14 protein-coding genes are annotated in these 19,631 nt (G+C 65.7%); 6 read left to right on the forward strand and 8 right to left on the reverse strand.

Annotated elements, in window-relative coordinates; translation table 11 throughout:
- Nucleotides 1-356 precede the first annotated feature (356 nt).
- The 6 genes from ACNQOV_RS04510 to ACNQOV_RS04535 are packed head-to-tail and all read right to left on the reverse strand — an operon-like array spanning nucleotide 357 to nucleotide 8,898.
- Nucleotides 357-3,905, reverse strand: coding sequence for a hypothetical protein (locus ACNQOV_RS04510; protein ID WP_416405897.1), 3,549 nt, complete (start codon nucleotides 3,903-3,905; stop codon nucleotides 357-359).
- Nucleotides 3,906-3,947: 42 nt separating this feature from the next.
- Nucleotides 3,948-4,994: a LacI family DNA-binding transcriptional regulator gene (locus tag ACNQOV_RS04515; protein WP_416393541.1), complete on the reverse strand. Its 1,047-nt coding sequence runs from the start codon at nucleotides 4,992-4,994 to the stop codon at nucleotides 3,948-3,950.
- A gap of 55 nt (nucleotides 4,995-5,049) precedes the next feature.
- A complete protein-coding gene (locus tag ACNQOV_RS04520; protein WP_416393542.1) occupies nucleotides 5,050-6,045 on the reverse strand; it encodes a glycerate kinase in 996 nt (331 codons plus the stop codon).
- Nucleotides 6,045-7,037 carry a hydroxyacid dehydrogenase gene (locus ACNQOV_RS04525; RefSeq protein ID WP_416393543.1) on the reverse strand — a complete coding sequence of 331 codons (993 nt, stop codon included), beginning with the start codon at nucleotides 7,035-7,037 and terminating at the stop codon, nucleotides 6,045-6,047. The genes ACNQOV_RS04520 and ACNQOV_RS04525 overlap by 1 nt, the downstream gene beginning before the upstream one ends.
- Nucleotides 7,034-7,945 (reverse strand): carbohydrate ABC transporter permease, encoded by a 912-nt coding sequence (locus tag ACNQOV_RS04530; protein ID WP_416393544.1) that lies wholly within the window; start codon nucleotides 7,943-7,945, stop codon nucleotides 7,034-7,036. The genes ACNQOV_RS04525 and ACNQOV_RS04530 overlap by 4 nt, the downstream gene beginning before the upstream one ends.
- Nucleotides 7,942-8,898: a carbohydrate ABC transporter permease gene (locus tag ACNQOV_RS04535; RefSeq protein WP_416393545.1), complete on the reverse strand. Its 957-nt coding sequence runs from the start codon at nucleotides 8,896-8,898 to the stop codon at nucleotides 7,942-7,944. Before ACNQOV_RS04535 ends, ACNQOV_RS04530 begins: the two co-directional genes overlap by 4 nt.
- Nucleotides 8,899-9,035: 137 nt before the next feature.
- On the opposite strand from ACNQOV_RS04535, the gene ACNQOV_RS04540 reads away from it, so the two are divergent.
- Both ACNQOV_RS04540 and ACNQOV_RS04545 read left to right on the forward strand, forming a co-directional pair.
- A complete protein-coding gene (locus ACNQOV_RS04540) occupies nucleotides 9,036-10,457 on the forward strand; it encodes an ABC transporter substrate-binding protein (protein ID WP_416393546.1) in 1,422 nt (473 codons plus the stop codon).
- A 63-nt stretch (nucleotides 10,458-10,520) separates the two neighbouring features.
- On the forward strand, nucleotides 10,521-11,540 hold the full coding sequence (locus ACNQOV_RS04545; protein ID WP_416393547.1) for a LacI family DNA-binding transcriptional regulator: 1,020 nt from the start codon (nucleotides 10,521-10,523) through the stop codon (nucleotides 11,538-11,540).
- Between the two features lie 31 nt (nucleotides 11,541-11,571).
- On the opposite strand, the gene ACNQOV_RS04550 is transcribed toward ACNQOV_RS04545, so the two are convergent.
- Complete coding sequence (locus ACNQOV_RS04550) at nucleotides 11,572-13,173, reverse strand: family 43 glycosylhydrolase (protein ID WP_416393549.1); 1,602 nt, start codon at nucleotides 13,171-13,173, stop codon at nucleotides 11,572-11,574.
- On the reverse strand, nucleotides 13,170-13,877 hold the full coding sequence (locus ACNQOV_RS04555; RefSeq protein WP_416393551.1) for a ThuA domain-containing protein: 708 nt from the start codon (nucleotides 13,875-13,877) through the stop codon (nucleotides 13,170-13,172). The genes ACNQOV_RS04550 and ACNQOV_RS04555 overlap by 4 nt, the downstream gene beginning before the upstream one ends.
- 60 nt (nucleotides 13,878-13,937) lie before the next feature.
- On the opposite strand from ACNQOV_RS04555, the gene ACNQOV_RS04560 reads away from it, so the two are divergent.
- From ACNQOV_RS04560 to ACNQOV_RS04575, 4 genes are all read left to right on the forward strand, one after another.
- Nucleotides 13,938-15,128, forward strand: a complete 1,191-nt coding sequence (locus tag ACNQOV_RS04560) for a Gfo/Idh/MocA family protein (RefSeq protein ID WP_416393602.1) — start codon at nucleotides 13,938-13,940, stop codon at nucleotides 15,126-15,128.
- A complete protein-coding gene (locus tag ACNQOV_RS04565) occupies nucleotides 15,125-16,330 on the forward strand; it encodes a dihydrodipicolinate synthase family protein (RefSeq protein ID WP_416393552.1) in 1,206 nt (401 codons plus the stop codon). The genes ACNQOV_RS04560 and ACNQOV_RS04565 overlap by 4 nt, the downstream gene beginning before the upstream one ends.
- Nucleotides 16,327-17,244, forward strand: a complete 918-nt coding sequence (locus tag ACNQOV_RS04570; RefSeq protein ID WP_416393554.1) for a sugar phosphate isomerase/epimerase family protein — start codon at nucleotides 16,327-16,329, stop codon at nucleotides 17,242-17,244. The genes ACNQOV_RS04565 and ACNQOV_RS04570 overlap by 4 nt, the downstream gene beginning before the upstream one ends.
- A 191-nt stretch (nucleotides 17,245-17,435) precedes the next feature.
- Complete coding sequence (locus ACNQOV_RS04575; RefSeq protein WP_416393556.1) at nucleotides 17,436-19,352, forward strand: glycoside hydrolase family 36 protein; 1,917 nt, start codon at nucleotides 17,436-17,438, stop codon at nucleotides 19,350-19,352.
- Nucleotides 19,353-19,631: the final 279 nt, after the last annotated feature.

Below are 19,631 nucleotides of genomic sequence, written 5' to 3' on the forward strand. Positions count from 1 at the left end.
ACGAACCTTGGTGGCCCTTGGAGCACGTGGGAGGACCTTGCTCCCGCCGGAAGCCGCACCATCGAATCACAGATAAGCACCGTAGTTCGCGGCCCGGCTGGAGGCTGGGTGTACGTCGGGGACCGATGGGCGAAGGATGACCTATTCCACTCCCCCGCGGTGTGGCTTCCTCTGTTCATCGAGGACGGCCGTGCGAGAGTCGAGTGGTGGGAAACCTGGGCGCCGAAGGAACATTGACTGTCGGGTTTAGTCGACGCGCTTCTATGCGATTCCTACGGCCGTCGCTAATAAACGAGTTTTCCCCGCGTGATGCGTAACCGCCCGGCAGCTTGTGAATGCTGCCGGGCGGTGGCCCGTCATGGCGCGGCGGGACCGCTGACGGTTCCAAACACCCGCGTTTCAGCGATGTTGATGATGTTGCCGTTCGTCAACCGCAGGTACCGGAACGCCCCGGCGTTCGTGCTGTCGAGGTGCTGCCAGTCGGCGGAGGCGGTCACGGTGGTCGTCATCGGCGTCCAGGTTGTTCCGTCGGCGGATCCTTCAAAGCGCAGCGTGCTGAGCCGTGACGTGCCGTACTGGTCCTGCCGGACGAGGACGTCGACGCCGGTGATGGTTGCTGCGGAGCCGGCGCCGAGGTCCCAGACGATGCTGGCTCGCCCGTTCACCAGACGTGTGTCGGAGTGTGTGCCCGCGTTGTTGTCGAACAGTCGCGCGGCATCCGTGGTGATGCTGGCCACAACCTGGCCGGCATCGTTCGTGGGTTGCGTTGCCGCGATGACGGCGTCGATGAGGCCCTGGTTCGTGGAGACGTACAGTTTGCTGCCGTCGGTTGTCGTGCCGACTTGGTCGGCTGTTCTTCCATCTGGGGTCGTCCAGTCAATGTTGAACGGCAGCTGCTGGTTCGTCTTCACCGATGCGGGAACCGCAGCTTGTGCAGTCCACGTCTGGCCGTCTCTCGAGGCAGCGGTCGCAGTGCTCCCTCCGATGGTGACCACAGGATTCGTCACCGGGTCCGGTGAATGGAACGTGAGGGTCACGGCGTCGCCGGCGATGACGCGGCCGTTCACCGCGGTGCTCGGTCCGGCGATGCTCACCTGGTCGAGCTGCCCTGTCGTGGGGTGTCGGTCACCGTAGATGTGGAACTCAGTCATCTCGAACAGGTTGTTGATCGTCCCATAGAGAACGTCCGGGAGCGGCTGCAGCAGCTGCACCTTGAAGAACTGGAAGCGGGTCTGCCGCAGGTCCGGCTCCACGTCGAGGACCTGGTAGTCCTGCGTCATCTTCGTGACGTCGGGAGTGAGTCGGGTCCAGTCGGTGCCGTTGTTGGAACCGAACACGGCAGAGTTCGCCAACCGGTCCTCGAAAATGTTCGACTGCAACCCGAACTTGGATGCGGTCACCCGGCTCGAGGGCCCGAAATTGACGATCTGCGCCAGCCCGGATGCGGTCTGGTACGTGGTGCCGGTCTGGTTCGTGCCGTCGGTCAGTGTGGAGACAGTCGTTCCCGCCGAGCTCGACGCCAGCAGCTCTGCGTAGTCGAGACTGCCGTCCGCCAGACGCGGGGACTCAAGCTTCAGCCCGTTGGTTGCGGTGACGAGCGTGCGGAGGGTGTTGAGATAGGCGGCGTCCGTTCCGGTGTCGGCAGCAGCGGTCGCGGCGTTCCACGCCGCCTGGTATGCGGTTGCGGTGGCCGGCTCGTACTCGACACCTCCGCGGTAGCCCGTCTTTGCCAGGCGAAGTGCACCGCCGCGGCCCTGCGCGGTTGCGACGGTAACGTTCCGGGCGACGCCGGAGGTTCCGTCGCTGACCGCTTCAGTGAAGGTGAACGACCCGGCGGTGCGTGCATCCCAGGTCAGTTCGCCTGTCGCCGAGTCGAGCGCCGCGCCGCTGGGGAGCCCGTCGGCGGAGTACGTCAACAAACCGGTGTTCGCCGCGCTGAGGTCCGTCGTTGTCTGCTGCCCGGTCCAGGTGACGATCCGTGCGGTCACGTTGCCCCACGTCAACGCCATACCTGTCGGAGCGGTGTTGATGCTGTCGACGTCGACGTTCGCTCCGTCACCGGTTGCGGTCAGGTAGAACAGGTCGGGTAGCGATTCCGACGCCGTCAGTGTCACGCGGAAGTTCCGCCACGCAGCGTGCGTGTTCGGCAGCGTGATCGTCTCGTGGACGGAGTCGGCGACCACCGCGAGTTTCGCGGTGCCGTCGGTCCGAATCCGGAACGACAGAGCCTTCGATGCGGTGGAGCCCGTGAGGTAGGCAAGCTTCGACCCAGACGTCGAAGCCGCCAGGCGCGCGTAACCCGTCCCATCATCCGATCCGGCGGTGACGTTGCCGCTGATGGAGGTGTATCGGTCTTCGATATCGAGGACGGTCTTGCTCGCCTGCGGCTTCGGGATGCTCGTGCCGGCAGCGGCCGGCGGAACGTACAGCCAGAAGTCACCACCGCCGTCGGGGCTGTCCCAAGCGTTCACCGCTGCGCCGTTGTAGTTGTAGATCAGCGGCAGCCGCTTCTGGAACGCTTCGGCGTAGTACGGCGCCTTCTTCGTCAGGTCCTCGTGGCGCGTGAATGTGTAGTAGTAGTACAGATCCCAGAAGCTTGCGGTGTTGTACCGGCCGCGGTAGGCGTGGGAAATGTGGTCGTACGTGTCCTTGATCGTGCCGTCGGTGCCGATGGAGTACCCCACCGGCGTCCACTCCGGGTCGTGGCCGAGCATGAACTGCCAGAAGTAGTCCGCCGCGGCGAGGATCCGGTCTTGCAGGAACTCGTACGGGCCGACCGCGTTCGCTGCGGTGGAGATAGTGCCGTGCACCGGGTCGACCTTCGTGTGCTGCGCGAGCATCATCCGGGCGAGGTAGTACGCGTTCGTGAGGTCACCGCCGCCGTGCGCTTGGTCGCGTCCCATCTCGACCTGCTGCACGTGCGGGTCAGCGATCGGCTGCCCTGTCTTGTCGTCGCGGTCCACCATCCGGAACAGCCGTTCGATGGACCCGTTGAAGCCGCTGTTGTCAGCGGTGGAGTTCACGGTGAACCATTCCACTGCTTCGGCGTACCGGGTGTCGTTGCCGGTGAAGATGTAGCCAGCCATCGCCCCAAGCAGCGGATAGAGGTGCTGGTTCATGAAGTGGTTCTGGTCGTGCTGGAAGTTCTCGATGACAGGGGTGATGAGGTTCGCGGTCAGCTTCGTCGTGTCGCTCTGCGTCCACGGCGCGGTCTCGTCGGTCCCGCAGGAGCTGTACCGGAGGATTTCCGCGCCGGTCAGCATCCGGTTCAGCGGGATGCCGGTGTGAATGTGCGCGTCCGGATACTGCCCGTACTGCGCGGGGTCCATCTGCTCCCAGATGCGGATGATCGCCATCGCGTTGGCGCGGTAGGACTCCTGCCCGGTGAAGTAGTACATCAGTGACTGCGAGTACACCTTCAGACCGTCAGCGATGAAGCGGGACTCAACAGCTTGCGAGTTGAACGCGACGGACATCGGCTTCGTCGGGTCCGTGGTGCTCGCGTTGGAGGAGGTGACCGTCCCGGCGGCCGCGGTGGACTGCCGCATCTGGTTGTAGTAGCTCGTCCACGGTTCCTCCCCGGCCGCGATACCAGCGCGGGCGTTGGCGAGGTTCTCGGCGGTCAGACCGATGCCGGGATGAGTGAATCCGGCGTCGTCGACCTCTGGGTGGATCTGCACCTCGCAGGACACGGCCGTCGCAGCGGCAGCGGTGTCGGCGGGGATCAGACTTGCGGTGGTGAGCCCGGCGGTCAGCGCGATGGACGCCGCAAGCACGGGTGTGATGGTTCGCCGAAGCGACAGAAGACTCACGGTGCAACCTCGTCGTTGATGGTTGGAAGTCGGAGACTCACGCAGTGGATAGCGCTTGCCACGGACGGTAGTCCTGAGTGCCGCGGGTTGCAACCCTGCAGATGTCCTCCTGCGGCTTGCGGAGGATGCGAGCCGTTACACCTGCCGTGCGCCGTGGAGGATGACAGTGGGCTGCAGCGACACGGATGCCATCGGGGTGTCCGCCTCATCCAGTGCCAGCGTCAATGCAGCTTCCCCGAACTTGATCAGTGGCACGTCGACAGTGCTGAATCGCGGGACGACGTCGGCGAGGATCGGGACATTGTCATAGCCAGTGATCTGCACCGTAATTGGTGTTTCGATGCCCAGTGCGCGGAAGGCGGCGATCGCTCCGACTGCCATGGCGTCGCTCATCGCGGCAACGACGTCGTATTCGCGCGCACGGTCACCGAGGCTTGCCGCAGCGCCGGCACCGCCGTCGCGCGTGAACTCCCCACGAATCACCGGCACGGTCTTCGGTTCGATACCGTTCGCTGCGAGCCCGTTGAGGAACCCGTCAACGCGGGACTGCGATGTCACCTGTCCCGCTGGGCCGGCGAGGATGGCGAAGCGTCGTGCGCCGGAGCCGACAAGTGCCGCGGCGAGCTGTGCGGCGCCGGCGGCGTTGTCGACGATGACGCGGGAGAACTCGAACGAGTTGTCGCCGACCATGACGACGGCGGCGCCGTGGTCGCGCAGGGTGATCAGTCCTTTGCGGAACTGTCGTTCTCGGACGGCGTCGGTGGTTCGGGCGGTTGCGACGACGACGGCGCGGTGACGTTCACCGTTGAGTTGTCGCAGCAGCTCGAGTTCGCGGGCACGGTCGTCGTGCGTGGCATGGACGGCGACGGAGACGCCGCGCCGCTCCGCGGCGAGCATGACGCCGGCGATGATGGTGGCAGCTCCGTAGTCTTGGATGTCCGATACGACGAGGCCGACGCTCCTCGCCCGCCCTCCGGCAATCGCTTGCGCGGCGGGGCTGACGGCGTATCCGAGCGTGCGAGCAGCGGTACGCACCCGTTCGCGTAATTCAGGTGAGCCGCTGTTCTCACCACGGATGCCGCCGTTGAGAGCCCGTGAGGCCGTGGGAACCGACACTCCTGCGAGGCGGGCGACGTCAGCGAGGGTAGGCGGCTTCGTTACCCCGTTCCCTTTGCTTGGCACGTTCCGAGATCCTATGGGAGAGGTGCGTCGTCCGCGACCGGGACAGGCAGAGGCGTCAGCTGGCTGGTTGCAGCACTGTCTTGGCGGCAGCGGCGCCGGCTGCGGTCAACCAGTGCGTCGTGTCGCGCATCGCATCCGAGGAGCTTCCAGCGAGACGGCTGAGGTCGCAGGACCAGCCCGAAAACTCGTGGCGCACGGAGCCCGCGATGAGCATGAGCGGGGTGGCGTAGCCCAGTGCGTGGCCGACGACTTTGCCGTGGAGGGACTGCCGGTCGTAGCGTCCCTCGCCGGTGATGATGATGTCCGCCGTCGGCGCCTGAGCGGCAAGCCCAGTGAGGTCCGCGACCGCTGCGGCGCCGGATTCGATTCCTGCCCCCCAAGCGTGCAGGCCATACGCGGCACCTCCGGCAGCGCCAGCTCCGGGAACAGTTGGATCGGCACCGATCCTCGTCGCGAACTGCGTCAGCCGGCGCTCGAGCGCACGGACTTGTTCCGTAGATGCTCCCTTCTGCGGCCCGAAGACGTGCGCAGCGCCGTCTCGTCCGAGGAGCGGGTTGGTGACGTCCGTGAGCAGCACCGCCCCACCCGCCGGCGGGCGTCGAACGCCGATGGCGGCGAGCGCAGCGCTTCCACCGTCGGTGGATGCGGACCCGCCCAACGCGACCACAAGGCGGCCCACTCCGCTGTCGAGCACGGCCGCGATGACTTCTCCGAGACCTTGGCTTGTCGCGCCGAGCGCATCGAGCATCGGCATCAGCGTGATCCCACTCATCTGCGCCATCTCGACAACGGCGGTGCCGTCGGGCAGGCGAAGCCATTCCCCCGCGACGGGAAGGCCGGCGGGACCGGTGACGGGGCCGACGGATCGGCGAACCGCTCCGGGGACGGAGCGTTCTATGGCGGCGAGAGTGCCTTCGCCGCCGTCGGCCTGCGGCATCTCGACGACGTCGTCGTCCGGTCGCTGCGTGCGCCAACCGGTTGCGATCGCGGTCGCGGCGTCGGCCGCCGACAGCGATCCCTTGAAGCTGTCCGGGGCGACGAGGACGCGCATTAGGCGGCGGTCTGTCGCAGGTGCAGGCTGACAGCACCAGCCAGCGGAGTGCTGGTGATGAACCGCTCGAGGTCGTCGAGCGCCGCCGATCCGAGCCGTCGCATCTCATTGCCGGTCGCGCCCGCGAGGTGCGGAGTGATGACTGCCCCGGGAAGGTCCCAGAGCAGGTGTTTCTTTGGGAGGACCTCTGGTTCGGTGACGTCCAGCAGTGCTCGGATTCGCCCGTTCAAGATTTCTGCGGTGAGGGCGTCCTGATCGACGAGCGCGCCGCGAGCGGTGTTGATTAGCACGCCGCCGTCGGGGAGCGCCGCGAGGACGTCGCCGCTGATCATGCCCCGGGTGCTGGGAAGGTCTGGCGCGTGAACGGTGAGAATGTCGCTGCGTGCAGCAAGCTCGCGGAGGTCGCCGACCAGGGGGACGCCGAGCCGGTCGGCGCCCTCCTGGGTGCAGTACGGTTCGTACAGCGAGACGCGGAAGTCGAACGGCCGGAGCAGGTCGATGACCCGCTGTCCGATGCGGGAGGCGCCGACAACGCCGATGCGGCGACCGTTATTGCCGCTGTCCGGAACAACCTCTTCTCGGTCCATGAACACGCGGCGGTTGCGGTACGCGCGGGCGGTCCACGGCGCTTCCTTCCCGGCGAGAAGAATCGACCCGAGGGTGAACTCCGCGACGGGCTGGGCGTTCGCGTCGGCGGCACTGGAGACACTAATGTCCCGGTCCCACGCGGTCTCGGTGAGAAATCGGACGGACCCTCCTGTGTGCACCACCGCCCGCAGTGCCGGGAGCCTGTCAAGCGTCTCGGGCGTGATCGTCGGAACACCCCACCCGGTGAGCAGCACCTCCACGTCCTGCAGGTCCGCGTCAGTCGGGTCTTCGCCGAGGATCCGAGGGGCAGCGCCGCTGACTCGTTCCAACTGGCTATGCAGGTCCGGGGGGAGAACGTGCTCCCGGACGCTGCCACTCATCCAGATGCCGACGAGGACGCTCACTTGAGAGCTCCGAGGTTCACGCCAGTGCGCCAGAACCGCTGCATGGCGAGCATCACGGCCGCGAGCGGGATGATTGACAGGAGCGATCCGGTGATGACGAGGGCGGTGAAGTCCGTGGTCGAGGAGGCGCTGGCCTGGCTTTGCACGAGCCAGTTGTACAGGCCAAGCGTCATTGTCCACTGTTCGGATCCCTGCAGCATCGTCAGCGGGAGAAAGAACCCGTTCCAGGCGGCGATGAAGGCGAGCAGGAACACGGTCGCCGCCCCCGTACCCACCATGCGCAGCACGATGGAGAAGAAGATCCGCAGCTCACCAGCACCGTCAAGACGCGCCGCTTCGAGAAGTTCCTCGGGGACCGCACCTTCGATGTAGGTCTTCGACAGGTAAACACTGAACGGCGACACGACCGTGGGGATGAGCACTGCCCAGACCGTATTGATGATGCCTGCGGCAGAGAACAGTAGGTACAGCGGCAGTGTCAGCATGGCGTAGGGGATGAGGAACGCGCCGATGATGGCTGCGGTGAGCACTCGTTTGCCCGCGAAGTTGAAGCGAGCGAGGCCGTATCCGCAGGCGAGGGCGATGAACGTGCCCACGAGCGATCCCACTCCGGCGTAGAGCAGCGAGTTCGCGGTCCATCGGAGGAAGACACCGCCGTCGTAGGCGAAGAGTTCGTGGAGGTTGTTGAGCAGATTTGGTTCTGCGAACCACAGTCCGTTGGTGGTCACCAGGTCGCGGGAGTTCTTCGTCGCGTTGACGATCAGCCACCAGATCGGCCCAACGGAGTAGATCAGTGACAGGACCAGTCCGGCGATGATGATGAGTCGCTTCGTGCGTGAAGTGCCGACGACCCGTTCCTCGTTCGCGGTGCTGGTCTTCTTCTGGCGGCGGAGGTCGATTGCGCTCATGAGGAGCTCCTGTTGGTGAGCCGGTAGAAGACCGCGCTGACGATGCCGACGACCACGGCGAGGACGACGGACAGCGCGGCCGCGTAGTTGTAGTTGTTCGCGGTGAACGCCTGGTTGAAGATGGCCATGATCGGGGTGAACTGTGACGTCACGGTCTGCGGTGTAGCGGTGCGGAACACCAGCGGTTCGTTGAAGATCTGCAGCATTGCGATGATCGCCAGCATGCCGGTCAGCACGAGGCTTCCCCGAACGTAGGGAATCTTGATGCTCCATGCGATGCGGAACTCACCGGCACCGTCCAATCGTGCCGCCTCGAACAGGTCTCGCGGCACGCCGCGGAGGGCGCCGTAGATGATCAGCATGTTGAATCCGACGACACTCCACGTCAGCAGGTTGCCGATCGAGAAGAACACGACGTCAGCGCCGTAGAAGTCGATCCCGAAGACGCTGTGGAGGGGTCCGAGGTTCGGGCTGTAGAGGTACAGCCAGATCAGCGCTGCGACGATCCCGGGAACCATGTGCGGGATGAGCAGCCCGATGCGGAAGATCCCGGCAGCACGCGAGGCGAACGCGTCGAGCAGCAGTGCCATCACGAGACTGAGCGCCAACATGACCGGAATCTGCACGCATGCAAACAGCAGAACGCGGAGCACCGACGCCCAGAACACCGAGTCGTGGAAGACCTGCAGATAGTTCGAGAATCCGGCGAAGACGGTGACCGCTCCACCGAACCCGGCACCCGACTTCTGGACCGTGAACACGCTCTGTACGACTGCCCACACCAACGGAAGCACGAACACCGCCAGGAACCCCAGCGCGAACGGCAGAGTGAACATCGCCCCCTTCAGCTGCCTGCTGCGTCGCCAGCTCGGCTGACGCCGGAGGTGGTTCGGATCGGCTTGACCATGGCCGTTCTCCGGTCGGATAGTCGCGCGTGCCGCGGTGGCCGTCATGACGGAACCCCTGGGGTGGGAACGGATGGCGTCTGTTGCATGATCGACTCCTTCGTCGTGGAAAGCGCTTGCCAGCGTAAGGGGGGCCCGCCCCGGGGTCAAGTCAGAAATCCGACTTGACTTTCAAAGGACAGTGCATGCATGGTAAGCGCTATCCAACGCTGCGTGCTGCCCGCATCGGCGATGTCAACGAAGACTCAAGGAGCCCCATGCCTCTGGCTACGAAGCGCCTCGGCGCCCTCGCCGCGGCGATTGCCGCGTTGTCCCTCCTCGCGGGGTGCAGCGGCGGAACGACTGCCTCCACGGGTGACGGGACCATCCCGGCGCTCTCGAAGAAGTACACCGGCGCCAAGGTCAGCTTGACGCTCTGGGCATCGAATGCGAAGATCGCGACCGCCGTCGACGAGTTCAACAAGGCCCAGAACAAGATCACTGTCAAGCTCGTCGAGCAGGCGGGGGCCGACACCCTGCAGAAGAACCTCCGGAACGCTGTGAAGGCTGGCAACGGGCCGGATCTGTTCGACACGCAGACCGAGCAGCTCAACAGCTTCGCGTCGGATGGCATCGCGGCAGATCTGACCACTGCGCTGTCGAATGACAAGTCAGACTTCTCTAAGGCCAGCTGGTCGGCCGTTACCACCGGCGGTCGCACCTTTGGAGTGCCGGCGTCGCAAATTCCCACCTTCGGGCTTGCAAACGCGAAGGTCTTCAGCGATGCGGGACTGTCGTACCCCACGACGTGGGAGCAGGTGATCGCGGACGGCAAGAAGCTCAACGAGCGCGGCGTCAAGATCCTCAACCTGGCGGGCGAGGACTACACGAACTACGTCTACATGTCATGGCAGGCGGGTGCACAGTGGTGGAAGCTGGACGGAGACAAGTGGACTGTGAACGTCGACAGCAAGGCCACGGCGAAGGCCGCTGACACGCTGCAGCAGATGATCGACGACAACATCGTCTCGAAGATCTCGTACGCCGACTACAACGCCATGATGCAGCAGTACGACCAGGGCAAGATCGCCTTCCGAACGCTGTCGACGTGGCAGACCGCCGGCATGCAGACCAACCTCAAGTCGACGCTCGGCTCATGGGAACCGTCGGCCTACCCGTCCTACGAGGGGCAGCAGCCCTCGAACCAGAGCTTTACCCGCGCTTGGGCCGTGAATGACAAGTCCAAGCACAAGGAAGCTGCGGCGTACACGGCTCGCTGGCTCGCCACGAATGACTCCTCCGTGAAGGCGCTGGCGAGCCCGACGACGGGTACCGGTTGGTTCCCGGCCGTCGCCGACCCGTCGCCGTACGTCGGCATCTCCGAACCGTCGAGCCTGATCGGTGACCATGCGGACAAGTGGGACTCGACCGTGAACACTGCCGTAAAGCAGCAGTCCGCGGACAACTGGACGTACGGCCCGGACGCTTCTGCTGCGTTCGCGGAACTCGCGAACTGGTGGGGCAAAGCCCTCGCCGGTCAGATCAAGGTCTCCGAGATCGCGCCGCACATGCAGAAGTGGATCGTCAACGACATGAAGCAGCAGGGGCTGACCGTTTCCGGTCAGTAACACGCGATGCGGACGGCGCGGTGGGCTCACGAGGCTCGCCGCGCCGTCGGCGTAAGGAGAAACATGGAAAAGCTCGTCTCGGCGACGCTCGCTGACGTTGCCGCCCATGCAGGTGTGTCGCTCGCCACAGCCTCCCGGGTGCTCAATGGCAGCACTCGGCGGGTCCGTCCGGATAACGCCGAACGGGTACGCACCTCCGCCAAGGAGCTGCGCTACGCCGCGAACGTGCAAGCGCAAGCCGTAGCACGTGGCAGCAGCTCCGTCATTGCGTTGGTGGTCGGCGACCTTGCGGACCCCTACTTCGCCAGCATCGCCGCGGGCGTCGTCGCCGAGGCTGATCGGGCCGGCCTCTTCGTCACTGTCGTGCCCGCCACGGACGGGGACGGGAAAACCGCACGACTTCTGCTGGGGATGCGACCGCGAGCCGCGATCTTCGCAGCCGGCCGCCGCACCGACCGCTCGGCCGCAGAGCATCAAGGACTCCTCGACGAACTCGCGCTCCGAGGCACGCAGCCGATTTCCGTCGAATCCGACGATGACCACGACGGCGCAACGGATGGCGGCACCATCCGGGTTGCGAACCGGGCGGGAGCGCACGCGCTCGGGGCCGCCTTGGTGGACGCGGGCTACGAGAGCTTTGCGGTCCTCGGCGGGGACTTGCACCTTGTCACCGCTCGCGCACGAATTCAGGGATTCTGCTCCGGTGTCGGCGACGCTGCCGTTGCGTCGATGCCAGGAGGCGCCGATGGTGGCTTCGACCGAGCAGTCGGGTATCAGCAGATGCTCGCGTTGATCAACGCCGGCCCGTTGCCGGATTGCGTCTTCGCACCCGCCGACGTCATGGCGCTCGGCGCCATGCGCGCCCTGCGAGAACGAGGACTGGTCGCAGGGAAGGACGTCGGGCTGGCCGGCTTCGACGACATTCCCACCTTGGAAGACGTCACACCGACGTTGACGACGGTGCGTCTGCCCCTCGAGGAGCTCGGCCGCCGCACCGTGCGGGCAGCGCTGGGTACGACGACCGACGACCGCGTCCTGTCCGGAGAGGTCGTGCTGCGAGGAACTACCCCGCGACTGCGCTAAGCGCCCCTTCCGGTCGGCTGGGTGTGCTTCGTCAAGGCTCCGCGACGTAGTCGTGGAACGTTGCGGTCCACTGCCCGAGGAGTGTGTCGCGCGCGGTGACGCCAAACATCGGCCCCGTGAACTGCAACGTCGAATCGTGGTCGTCGGACAGCGTCAGGAAATTCAGCTCCGGCCCGACATCCAGCCAGCCGGCGCCGACATCCACGCTGAACTGCGTACGCAAGTCCCTCGTGGTGACCCGCATCCGCACCAGGTGGGCCGGCAACGTCCGCACCGCTTCGTCGAGCAGGAGCTCCTGCGGCACCGCGCCGGCGTCACGAAGGATGAGCGACAGCGTCAGCGCTCCTACGGCAGTCGCCGTGGCCTCCAGCAGGAAGTAGTTGCGCGTGTCGTAGTACAGCGCAATCCCTGCGCCGTGCCAGGGGCCTTCGGGAGCGGCGTCCACCGACACCGTGAACTGATGCTCCGCCGATTGCACCCGCCGTGCCAGCAACGAGACCTCGTACGGGGACGTCAACGAGCCCGAGCCGCGCAGCGCAACCCGCCCCGGCGACAGAGCCTCCGTGAAACGGTCGGCGCTTCGCCGAAGCCCAGACCAAGGCCAAGCCCGGCCGAGGCCATCAGTCGTCGAGGCATCCGCGGCAGTCGAGGCATCGGCGATAGCTGCAGGCGGCCGGAACGTCTCGTCCGGCAGGTCAGTCCCGTTTGCGAGCCGCGGCCAACCGTCCTCCCATACGAGGTTCTGCACATAGGTCTCGCGTCCAAGGAGCGCCCGACGCTCGCCTTGTTCCAGCGCGACCCTGCTGCCAAGGTGCACTAAGAAGAACGGACCATCGAAATCCGCGGCGACGATCTCACCGTGGCCAGCCTTCTGAATCGGGTGGCCAGGACGATGCCGCGTCGTCAGCAGACTCCGTACCGGATCGCGCTGCCACGGCCCGGTGAGCCTGTCCGCGCGGAACGCGGTGATTCCGTGGTTCCACCCCGTGCCGCCCTCCGCGACGGTAAGCAGATAGCCGTCCGCGGTGCGGTACAGGTTCGGCCCCTCGATGAGGGTCCCGGTGCGCAGAATCGTCTGTGGAGCGTTGAGTGGTTGCAACGACTCACGGTCGAGTTCGACGAGAGTAATGCCCGCGAACCGTTCGGCGTTGGGAGCGTTGTCCCACGCCATGTTGACCAACCACAGCCGGCCATCGTCGTGGAACAGCGCGGGGTCGAACCCCGTGCTCGGCACTCGCACCGGCGGCGACCACACGGCAGCGTCGTTCGAGGTTGCGATGACCGTTTCGATGTTCTTCTCCCCAGCAACGTTGCTGCGGAGGATGCTGACAACGATCCAGAACCGTTGGCCGTCGTGGCTGAGCGAGGGCGCCCACACGCCGAGCGAGTCGGGCGCTCCGGCAAGGTTCCACGCATCATCGGTGGACGACGCGAGCGCGCCCGCATACGACCACTGGACGAGGTCTGGCGAGCTGTGAATGGGGACGACTGGGAACCATTCGAAACTGCTATGCGCGATGTAGTAGCGACCGTCGACAACGATGGTGCTCGGGTCCGGGAAGAAGCCTGGGAACACCGGGTTGGGGGCGTGTCCTTCCTCCGTCTGAGCTTCCCGGATCGATTGCGGGTTCATGCGTCGCCCTCCGTCGCGGTGGGCAGCGTCCACCGCAGGGCAGCGATGAACAGGCTGCGCATCACCGGTCCGAATGCGGTCTCATCGTGGCCAAGGCTGATGTAAGCAGCGCGGCGCGTACCGCGCTCAAGGAACCAGGCGGTCGGTTCCGGGTGCCCGTCGACCTCGTGTTCTGCGATGACTACGACATCCGGATCCCGCTCGAGCAGGGCGTACCGTTCGTCGACCGTACTTCCGTCACCGAGCTCAGGGGCAGGCACTGTCTGTGTCGGCAAAGCGCGGACCGTGAAAGCGTCCTGCGGCGGATGCCAGCTGGTCCCGCGAATCCAATGACCCCCTAACAGTTCCCGCCAGGCGGACGCATCAGTGAACGTCGTCGCAGAAACGTGCAGCGCCAGCGTGGGAACGTCGGCGTTCAGGAGCCGTTCCAGCCCGCGCGTCGCCTGCGCGTCCGCGGGAGCGATTCCGCCGTCGCGCGGCAACCCCAGATTCGCGACCACCAGACGTGGAAGTGGCTCACCCTCCCCCCAGCGCCGAAGCTGCCCATCGACGTCTTCAACGATGACGACCGACTCGCCAGCACCAGCAGCCTGCAACCAGCCCCGGAGAATCTCCGACGTTGCGGCAAAGGGATGCCACGGGTCCGCGTACCTGCCATGACCGGTCAGGACGACGATGTCTTCGGTTCCGTTGCTGAAGGGCACGTCGGGACTGTACAGTGGATAGCGCTTTCCGACCAGTACGGCAAGATCGAAGGAGATCTCATGCCCACTCGCACCATCGGCGTCATCCTCAACGGAGCAACGGGAAGGATGGGCTACCGGCAGCACCTGGTGCGCTCCATCCTCGCCATCCGCGATCAGGGGGGCGTTGCCCTGTCGAATGGGGACCGTGTTCAGCTTGAACCGATCCTCGTCGGCCGCAACGCGGCGAAACTCGCCGAGCTCGCGGAACGACACGGCATCGCGGAGTGGACCACCGACCTGGATGCCGCTCTCGCCGACCCGCGGTGGGAGATCTACGCGGACTTCGCCGTCACGAGTGCCCGATTCGACGCCCTGCAGAAGGCGATCGCGGCGGGCAAGACCATCTACACCGAGAAGCCAACCGCAGAAACCGCCGCTGATGCGATCGAACTCGCACGCCTCGCGCAAACGGCAGGTGTGAAGAACGGTGTGGTCCACGACAAGCTGTTCCTCCCGGGCCTGCGGAAGCTGAAGCGTCTGATCGACAGCGGCTTCTTCGGCCGGATCCTCAGCGTCCGCGGCGAGTTCGGGTACTGGGTGTTCGAAGGCGACTGGCAGCGCGCGCAGCGTCCGAGCTGGAACTACCGCGCCGAGGACGGCGGCGGGATCATCGTCGACATGTTCCCCCACTGGAACTACGTCCTCGAGCACCTGTTCGGACCCGTCGAATCGGTCTACGCCCGAGCAGTCACACACATCCCCGAACGCACCGACGAGCAGGGCCACGCCTACCCAGCAACGGCCGACGACGCCGCCTACGGCGTGTTCGACCTCGCCGGCGGGATCACCGCGCAGATCAACTCCAGCTGGGCGGTGCGCGTCGACCGTGACGAACTCGTCGAGTTCCAGGTCGATGGCACGAACGGCAGCGCCGTCGCTGGACTGTTTGGCTGCCGCATCCAGCCGCGCGAAGCGACTCCGAAGCCGGTCTGGAACCCCGACCTCCGCGACGAACGCGACTACCGCGGACAGTGGATCGAGGTGCCGGACAACGACGAGTTCGGCAACGGCTTCAAGGCGCAGTGGGAGCAGTTCATCCGGCACGTCGCCGAAGACGCCCCGCACCCCTACGACCTGTTCTCCGGCGCACGCGGCGTTGTACTCGCCGAAGCGGCGTTGCAGTCGTCCCGTGAGGGCCGACGCATCGCCCTGCCGCAGGTCACCCTGGACGCAGCCGACATTCGCGAAGTCGCGGCGGTCCACTCATGACAGCCCTGACCCTCCTGGCGGCCGATGGCAGCACCACCTCGGTCGCCCTCGCCCCGGCGCCTGCTCTGACCCGGCCGGCAACGCCGCTTGCAGCGCGGGAAGTGTTCGCCGCCGCCCACGTGGTGCCCCGCACCAGCGGCGACAACACCCCAGGTGCGCCCGCTGACATCGACTGGGACCAAACGCTCGCGTTCCGACACCACCTCTGGTCCTGGGGGCTCGGCGTCGCCGACGCGATGGACACCGCGCAGCGAAACATGGGCCTGGACCCTGCCGCGGTTCGTGAACTCATCACCCGCAGCGCCGCGGAAGCAGCCACCGTCGGCGGTCGTATCGCAGTCGGTGTGAACACCGACGACATTACCGACGACGTCGCCACCCTCGACCGCATCGCCGACGCATATACAGCGCAGCTGCAGCACGCCGAAGACGCCGGAGCGACACCGGTCCTGATGGCAAGCCGGCACCTTGCCCGCACGGCGACCAGCCCAGACGACTACCGCCGTGTGTACGCCAGCGTTCTCCGCAGAGCATCCGGTCCGGTCATCTTGCACTGGCTCGGTGACGCGTTCGACCCGGCGCTCACCGGCTACTTCGGCTCCTCGTACGACGTGGCAAGCAGCACCGTCGTGCAGATCATGGAAGACGCCGCCGACCGTGTCAGCGGCATCAAGATGAGTCTCCTCGACGCCGACGCCGAACGTGACATGCGCCGGCGTTTGCCCACAGGCGTGCGCATGTTCACCGGCGACGATTACCACTACGTGGACTTGATCGCTGGCGATGACGGCATCTACTCGGACGCGCTCCTCGGCGCATTCGCGGCGCTCGGCCCGCTCGCCTCCGCCGCAGTGCAAGCGCTCCCCGATGAGCAGGCGTACCGCGGCATGCTCGGCCCGACGGAGCCCCTCGCGCGGCACATCTTCGCCACACCAACCTGGCATTACAAGACCGGAGTCGCGTTCCTCGCGTGGCTGAACGGCCACCAGAGCGCGTTCACCATGGTTGGCGGATTGCACGCGGCGCGGAGCCTGCCGCACCTGTCCGAACTCGTCCGCCTCGCCAACGCGTGCGGTGCGCTGGAACGGCCGGAGTTCGCCCTCGAGCGGTGGCATGCCCTCCTGCACCTCAACGGTGTCGACACGGCAGGCGCCCCGACCACCTTCGCACCGCAATCGCAGCTCGCCCAGGTCGCTCGATGACCGCGGAGACGACGGCAGCAATACCGGCGGCGCGCCGCTGTGCTCCGCACCCGAGGTTGTCGCTGAATCAGGCAACCATCAAGTACGCGTCACTCCGGGACGCTCTCGAGGTAACCCGGTCCGCTGGCATCGAATCGATCGGGTTGTGGCGGGAATCGGTCGCGGAGGTCGGCCTGCAGGAAGCGGCACGGATGCTGCGGGACTCAGGCCTTCGGATGTCGTCCCTATGCCGAGCAGGGTTCTTTACCGCACCAGACGGTGGCGACTTTGGCCGGATGCTCGATGAGAACCGGCGCGCGATCGAGGAAGCTGCAACCCTCGCCGATGCCGCTGCGCCGGGCTCACGCGCCGTCGTCGTCCTCGTCGCCGGTGGCCTCCCGTCCGGCTCCCGCGACCTCGTTGGGGCACGACAGCAGGTCGCGGACGCGCTCGAGATCCTCGCACCGGACGCCGCGGCGCACGGCGTGCAGCTCGCGATCGAGCCGCTGCATCCGATGTACGCCGCAGACCGAGCGGTGGTGTCTACGCTCGAGCAAGCCCTCGACCTCGCCGCGCCACACGAACCGGCCAGTGTCGGCGTCGTCGTAGACGCGTTCCATGTCTGGTGGGATCCGGCGGTCACCCGCAGCATTGCCCGTGCCGGCGATGAAGATCGCATCGCGAGCTACCAGGTGTGCGACTGGCTCACCCCCATCGCCGCGGACCCGCTGCTCTCACGGGGTCTCCCCGGTGATGGCCACATCGACTTCGCCGCGTTGACAGCCGTCGTTGACGCCGCCGGCTACGTCGGCGACGTCGAGGTCGAGGTCTTCAATCAAGCGATCTGGGACGCCGCGTACGACGAGGTTGCCGCTCGTGTTATCGACGCCGTCGCGGCCCATGTTCCCCTCAGCAGCGGTCGACCCGCTCGCTAGCTGACGACTGCACTCATCTCACGGCAATCATCTGGCCAAGGGCCGGCCCGCCGCATCTTGCTAGGACAACCATGTCTACAACTACTGCCACCGCTGAACTTCTCGAGCTTGTGACGTGGTCTGACACGTCGCCCGTTGCGTTTTTGGCGCTTGCGGGCACGGGCGCCTTCGGGCGGAGCGACGTGCCGCTCGTGCAGCTGTTCACGCCTGAGGAGCAGCGGGCACGGACCAGCCAGGCGTATGTCCGGTCTGCAGTCGGCGATCGGCTCCGACACATTCATCATGAGGTTCGCGAAGATGCCGTCGCATCGGTTCTCGTGATCGAGCAGGGTGATGCTGCCACGGGCATACGGACCCGGACGAGCGTCACGCGGCCCCACAGCAGCGCTGCCCTTCGCGTGCAGACCAGCGTCCACAACGACGCAGACGAGCCGATCGTCCTTACCGCCGTCAGCTCCCTCACCCTCGGCTTCGGGCTCAGCGAAGACGACCTGGCAAATTTCACGGTCGGCTACGCCAGAAGTGAGTGGCTCGCCGAAGACCGCTGGACCTCACAACCCCTCCGCGAGGTTCTTCCGAAGCTGTCCCTTCCCCTGCACGGGCAGGACGGTCGCGGGCACTTCGGCGTGACAAGCCACGGCTCCTGGTCAACCGGCGAGTACCTCCCCGCCGGCTACCTCGCCAGTGCTGGCGGGACCACAGCTGTCTGGCAGATCGAAAGCAGCGCCGCGTGGCACTGGGACCTCTCACAAACGGCCGCCGGCGGTGTCCTGACGCTCCTCGGCCCTACAGAACTCGAGCACGGATTCGCAGTCCAGTTGAACCCTGGGCAAGAGTTCACGACCGTGCCGGCGGCGATCGCACTCGGCGACGGATTCGACGCAGCAGTTGCGGAGCTGACCCGTTACCGTCGCTGGTTGCGCAGCAGCAACACCGCCGACGACTCGCTACCCGTCGTCTATAACGACTTCATGAACACGCTCATGGGCGAACCATCAACCGCGGCTCTGCTGCCGCTCATTGACGCCGCAGCGACCGCCGGTGCTGAGGTGTTCTGCATCGACGCCGGTTGGTTCGCAGACCCGACGATCGGTGACTGGTGGGCAACCGTCGGTGACTGGGAAGTATTCGAAGACCGCTTTGCCGGCGGCTTCCGCCCCATCCTCGACCGCATCCATGGACACGGTATGCGCAGCGGCATCTGGCTCGAACCCGAAGTCATCGGCGTGGACATCCCCATCGCACAGCAGCTCCCGGAGGCGGCGTTCTTCCATCGATGGGGTCGCCGCGTTCAGGAACACCGCCGCTACCACCTCGACTTCCGTCACCCAGCAGCCAGAGCGCACTTGGACGCCACTGTCGACCGGCTCGTCAGCCACGGCATCACGTACTTCAAGCTCGACTACAACATCAACCCCGGCGCCGGGACCGACGACGGCGGGATCTCAGCAGCCGCAGGGCTCCTCGGACATGCGCGCGCGTTTGCGGAGTGGGTGTCCGACGTGCGGCGCCGCCACCCGCAAATCAGCGTGGAAAACTGCAGCTCGGGCGCGATGCGCGCCGACTACGGAATGCTTGCAGTGACGCAGCTGCAGTCCACGAGCGACCAGCAGGACTTCCTGCTGTATCCGCCCATTGCCGCCTCCGCACCGGTGACGATCCTTCCGGAACAGGCCGGCAACTGGGCGTACCCGTCAGCCGCGATGACAGCCGAAGAAGTCGCGTTTACCCTCATCACCGGACTGTCTGGACGTCTCTACCTCTCCGGATTCCTTCACGAGCTGTCCGCACCGAACAAGCAACTTGTCGCAGAAGCGGTCAGGCTCGCCAAACAGTGGACAGGTCACCTCAGCGAAGCACTGCCGGTCTGGCCTCTTGGGCTACCTACCTGGTCGGACGACATCGTCTGTCTCGGCCTCGACACGGGCGAGACGCAGCGCGTCTTCGTATGGAACCGGTCCAAAGCGGCGCAGACGTTGACGATTCCATCGCTGAGCGGCCCGCTCATGCAGGTGTTTCCCCCGGGGGCGGAAGCGTCAACTTCTCACTCGATCAAGCTCCCAAAAGGACCCTCCGCAAGGGTCTACGAAGTGTGTCGAACTGAGTGACGCAAGATGGAACATAACGCATATCATCGGTTTGCCGATGCTGTGGTGCACAAATACCTAGATGTTGCACCGTGTCGCCGACGATGCGATCTGCGGCATGCCGCATCAGTGAAGCCCGATCACTCAGTGTTTGTTCGCATCGACAGCGAGCTCCGGCCGAATGTTCGGTAGCGAGCTTCAGTTACGACAAGTGGAGGCGCACGTGAAGGCAGCGGTAGCCTTGCCCGAGGATGGCAGTGATACGTTCGCATCGCGCTGCGCTGGCCGGTTCACGCCCGC

The organism is Curtobacterium sp. LFS084, assembly GCF_047977705.1.
In the GTDB taxonomy this organism is placed as follows: domain Bacteria; phylum Actinomycetota; class Actinomycetes; order Actinomycetales; family Microbacteriaceae; genus Curtobacterium.

Excerpts from the sequence above, each read along its gene's own strand:
- ACNQOV_RS04520 (WP_416393542.1), bottom strand. The coding sequence starts at position 6,045 with ATGCGCGTCCTCGTCGCCCCGGACAGCTTCAAGGGATCGCTGTCGGCG.
- ACNQOV_RS04530 (WP_416393544.1), bottom strand. The coding sequence starts at position 7,945 with ATGAGCGCAATCGACCTCCGCCGCCAGAAGAAGACCAGCACCGCGAAC.
- ACNQOV_RS04535 (WP_416393545.1), bottom strand. The coding sequence starts at position 8,898 with ATGACGGCCACCGCGGCACGCGCGACTATCCGACCGGAGAACGGCCAT.
- ACNQOV_RS04540 (WP_416393546.1), top strand. The coding sequence starts at position 9,036 with ATGCATGGTAAGCGCTATCCAACGCTGCGTGCTGCCCGCATCGGCGAT.
- ACNQOV_RS04545 (WP_416393547.1), top strand. The coding sequence starts at position 10,521 with ATGGAAAAGCTCGTCTCGGCGACGCTCGCTGACGTTGCCGCCCATGCA.
- ACNQOV_RS04550 (WP_416393549.1), bottom strand. The coding sequence starts at position 13,173 with ATGAACCCGCAATCGATCCGGGAAGCTCAGACGGAGGAAGGACACGCC.
- ACNQOV_RS04560 (WP_416393602.1), top strand. The coding sequence starts at position 13,938 with ATGCCCACTCGCACCATCGGCGTCATCCTCAACGGAGCAACGGGAAGG.
- ACNQOV_RS04565 (WP_416393552.1), top strand. The coding sequence starts at position 15,125 with ATGACAGCCCTGACCCTCCTGGCGGCCGATGGCAGCACCACCTCGGTC.
- ACNQOV_RS04570 (WP_416393554.1), top strand. The coding sequence starts at position 16,327 with ATGACCGCGGAGACGACGGCAGCAATACCGGCGGCGCGCCGCTGTGCT.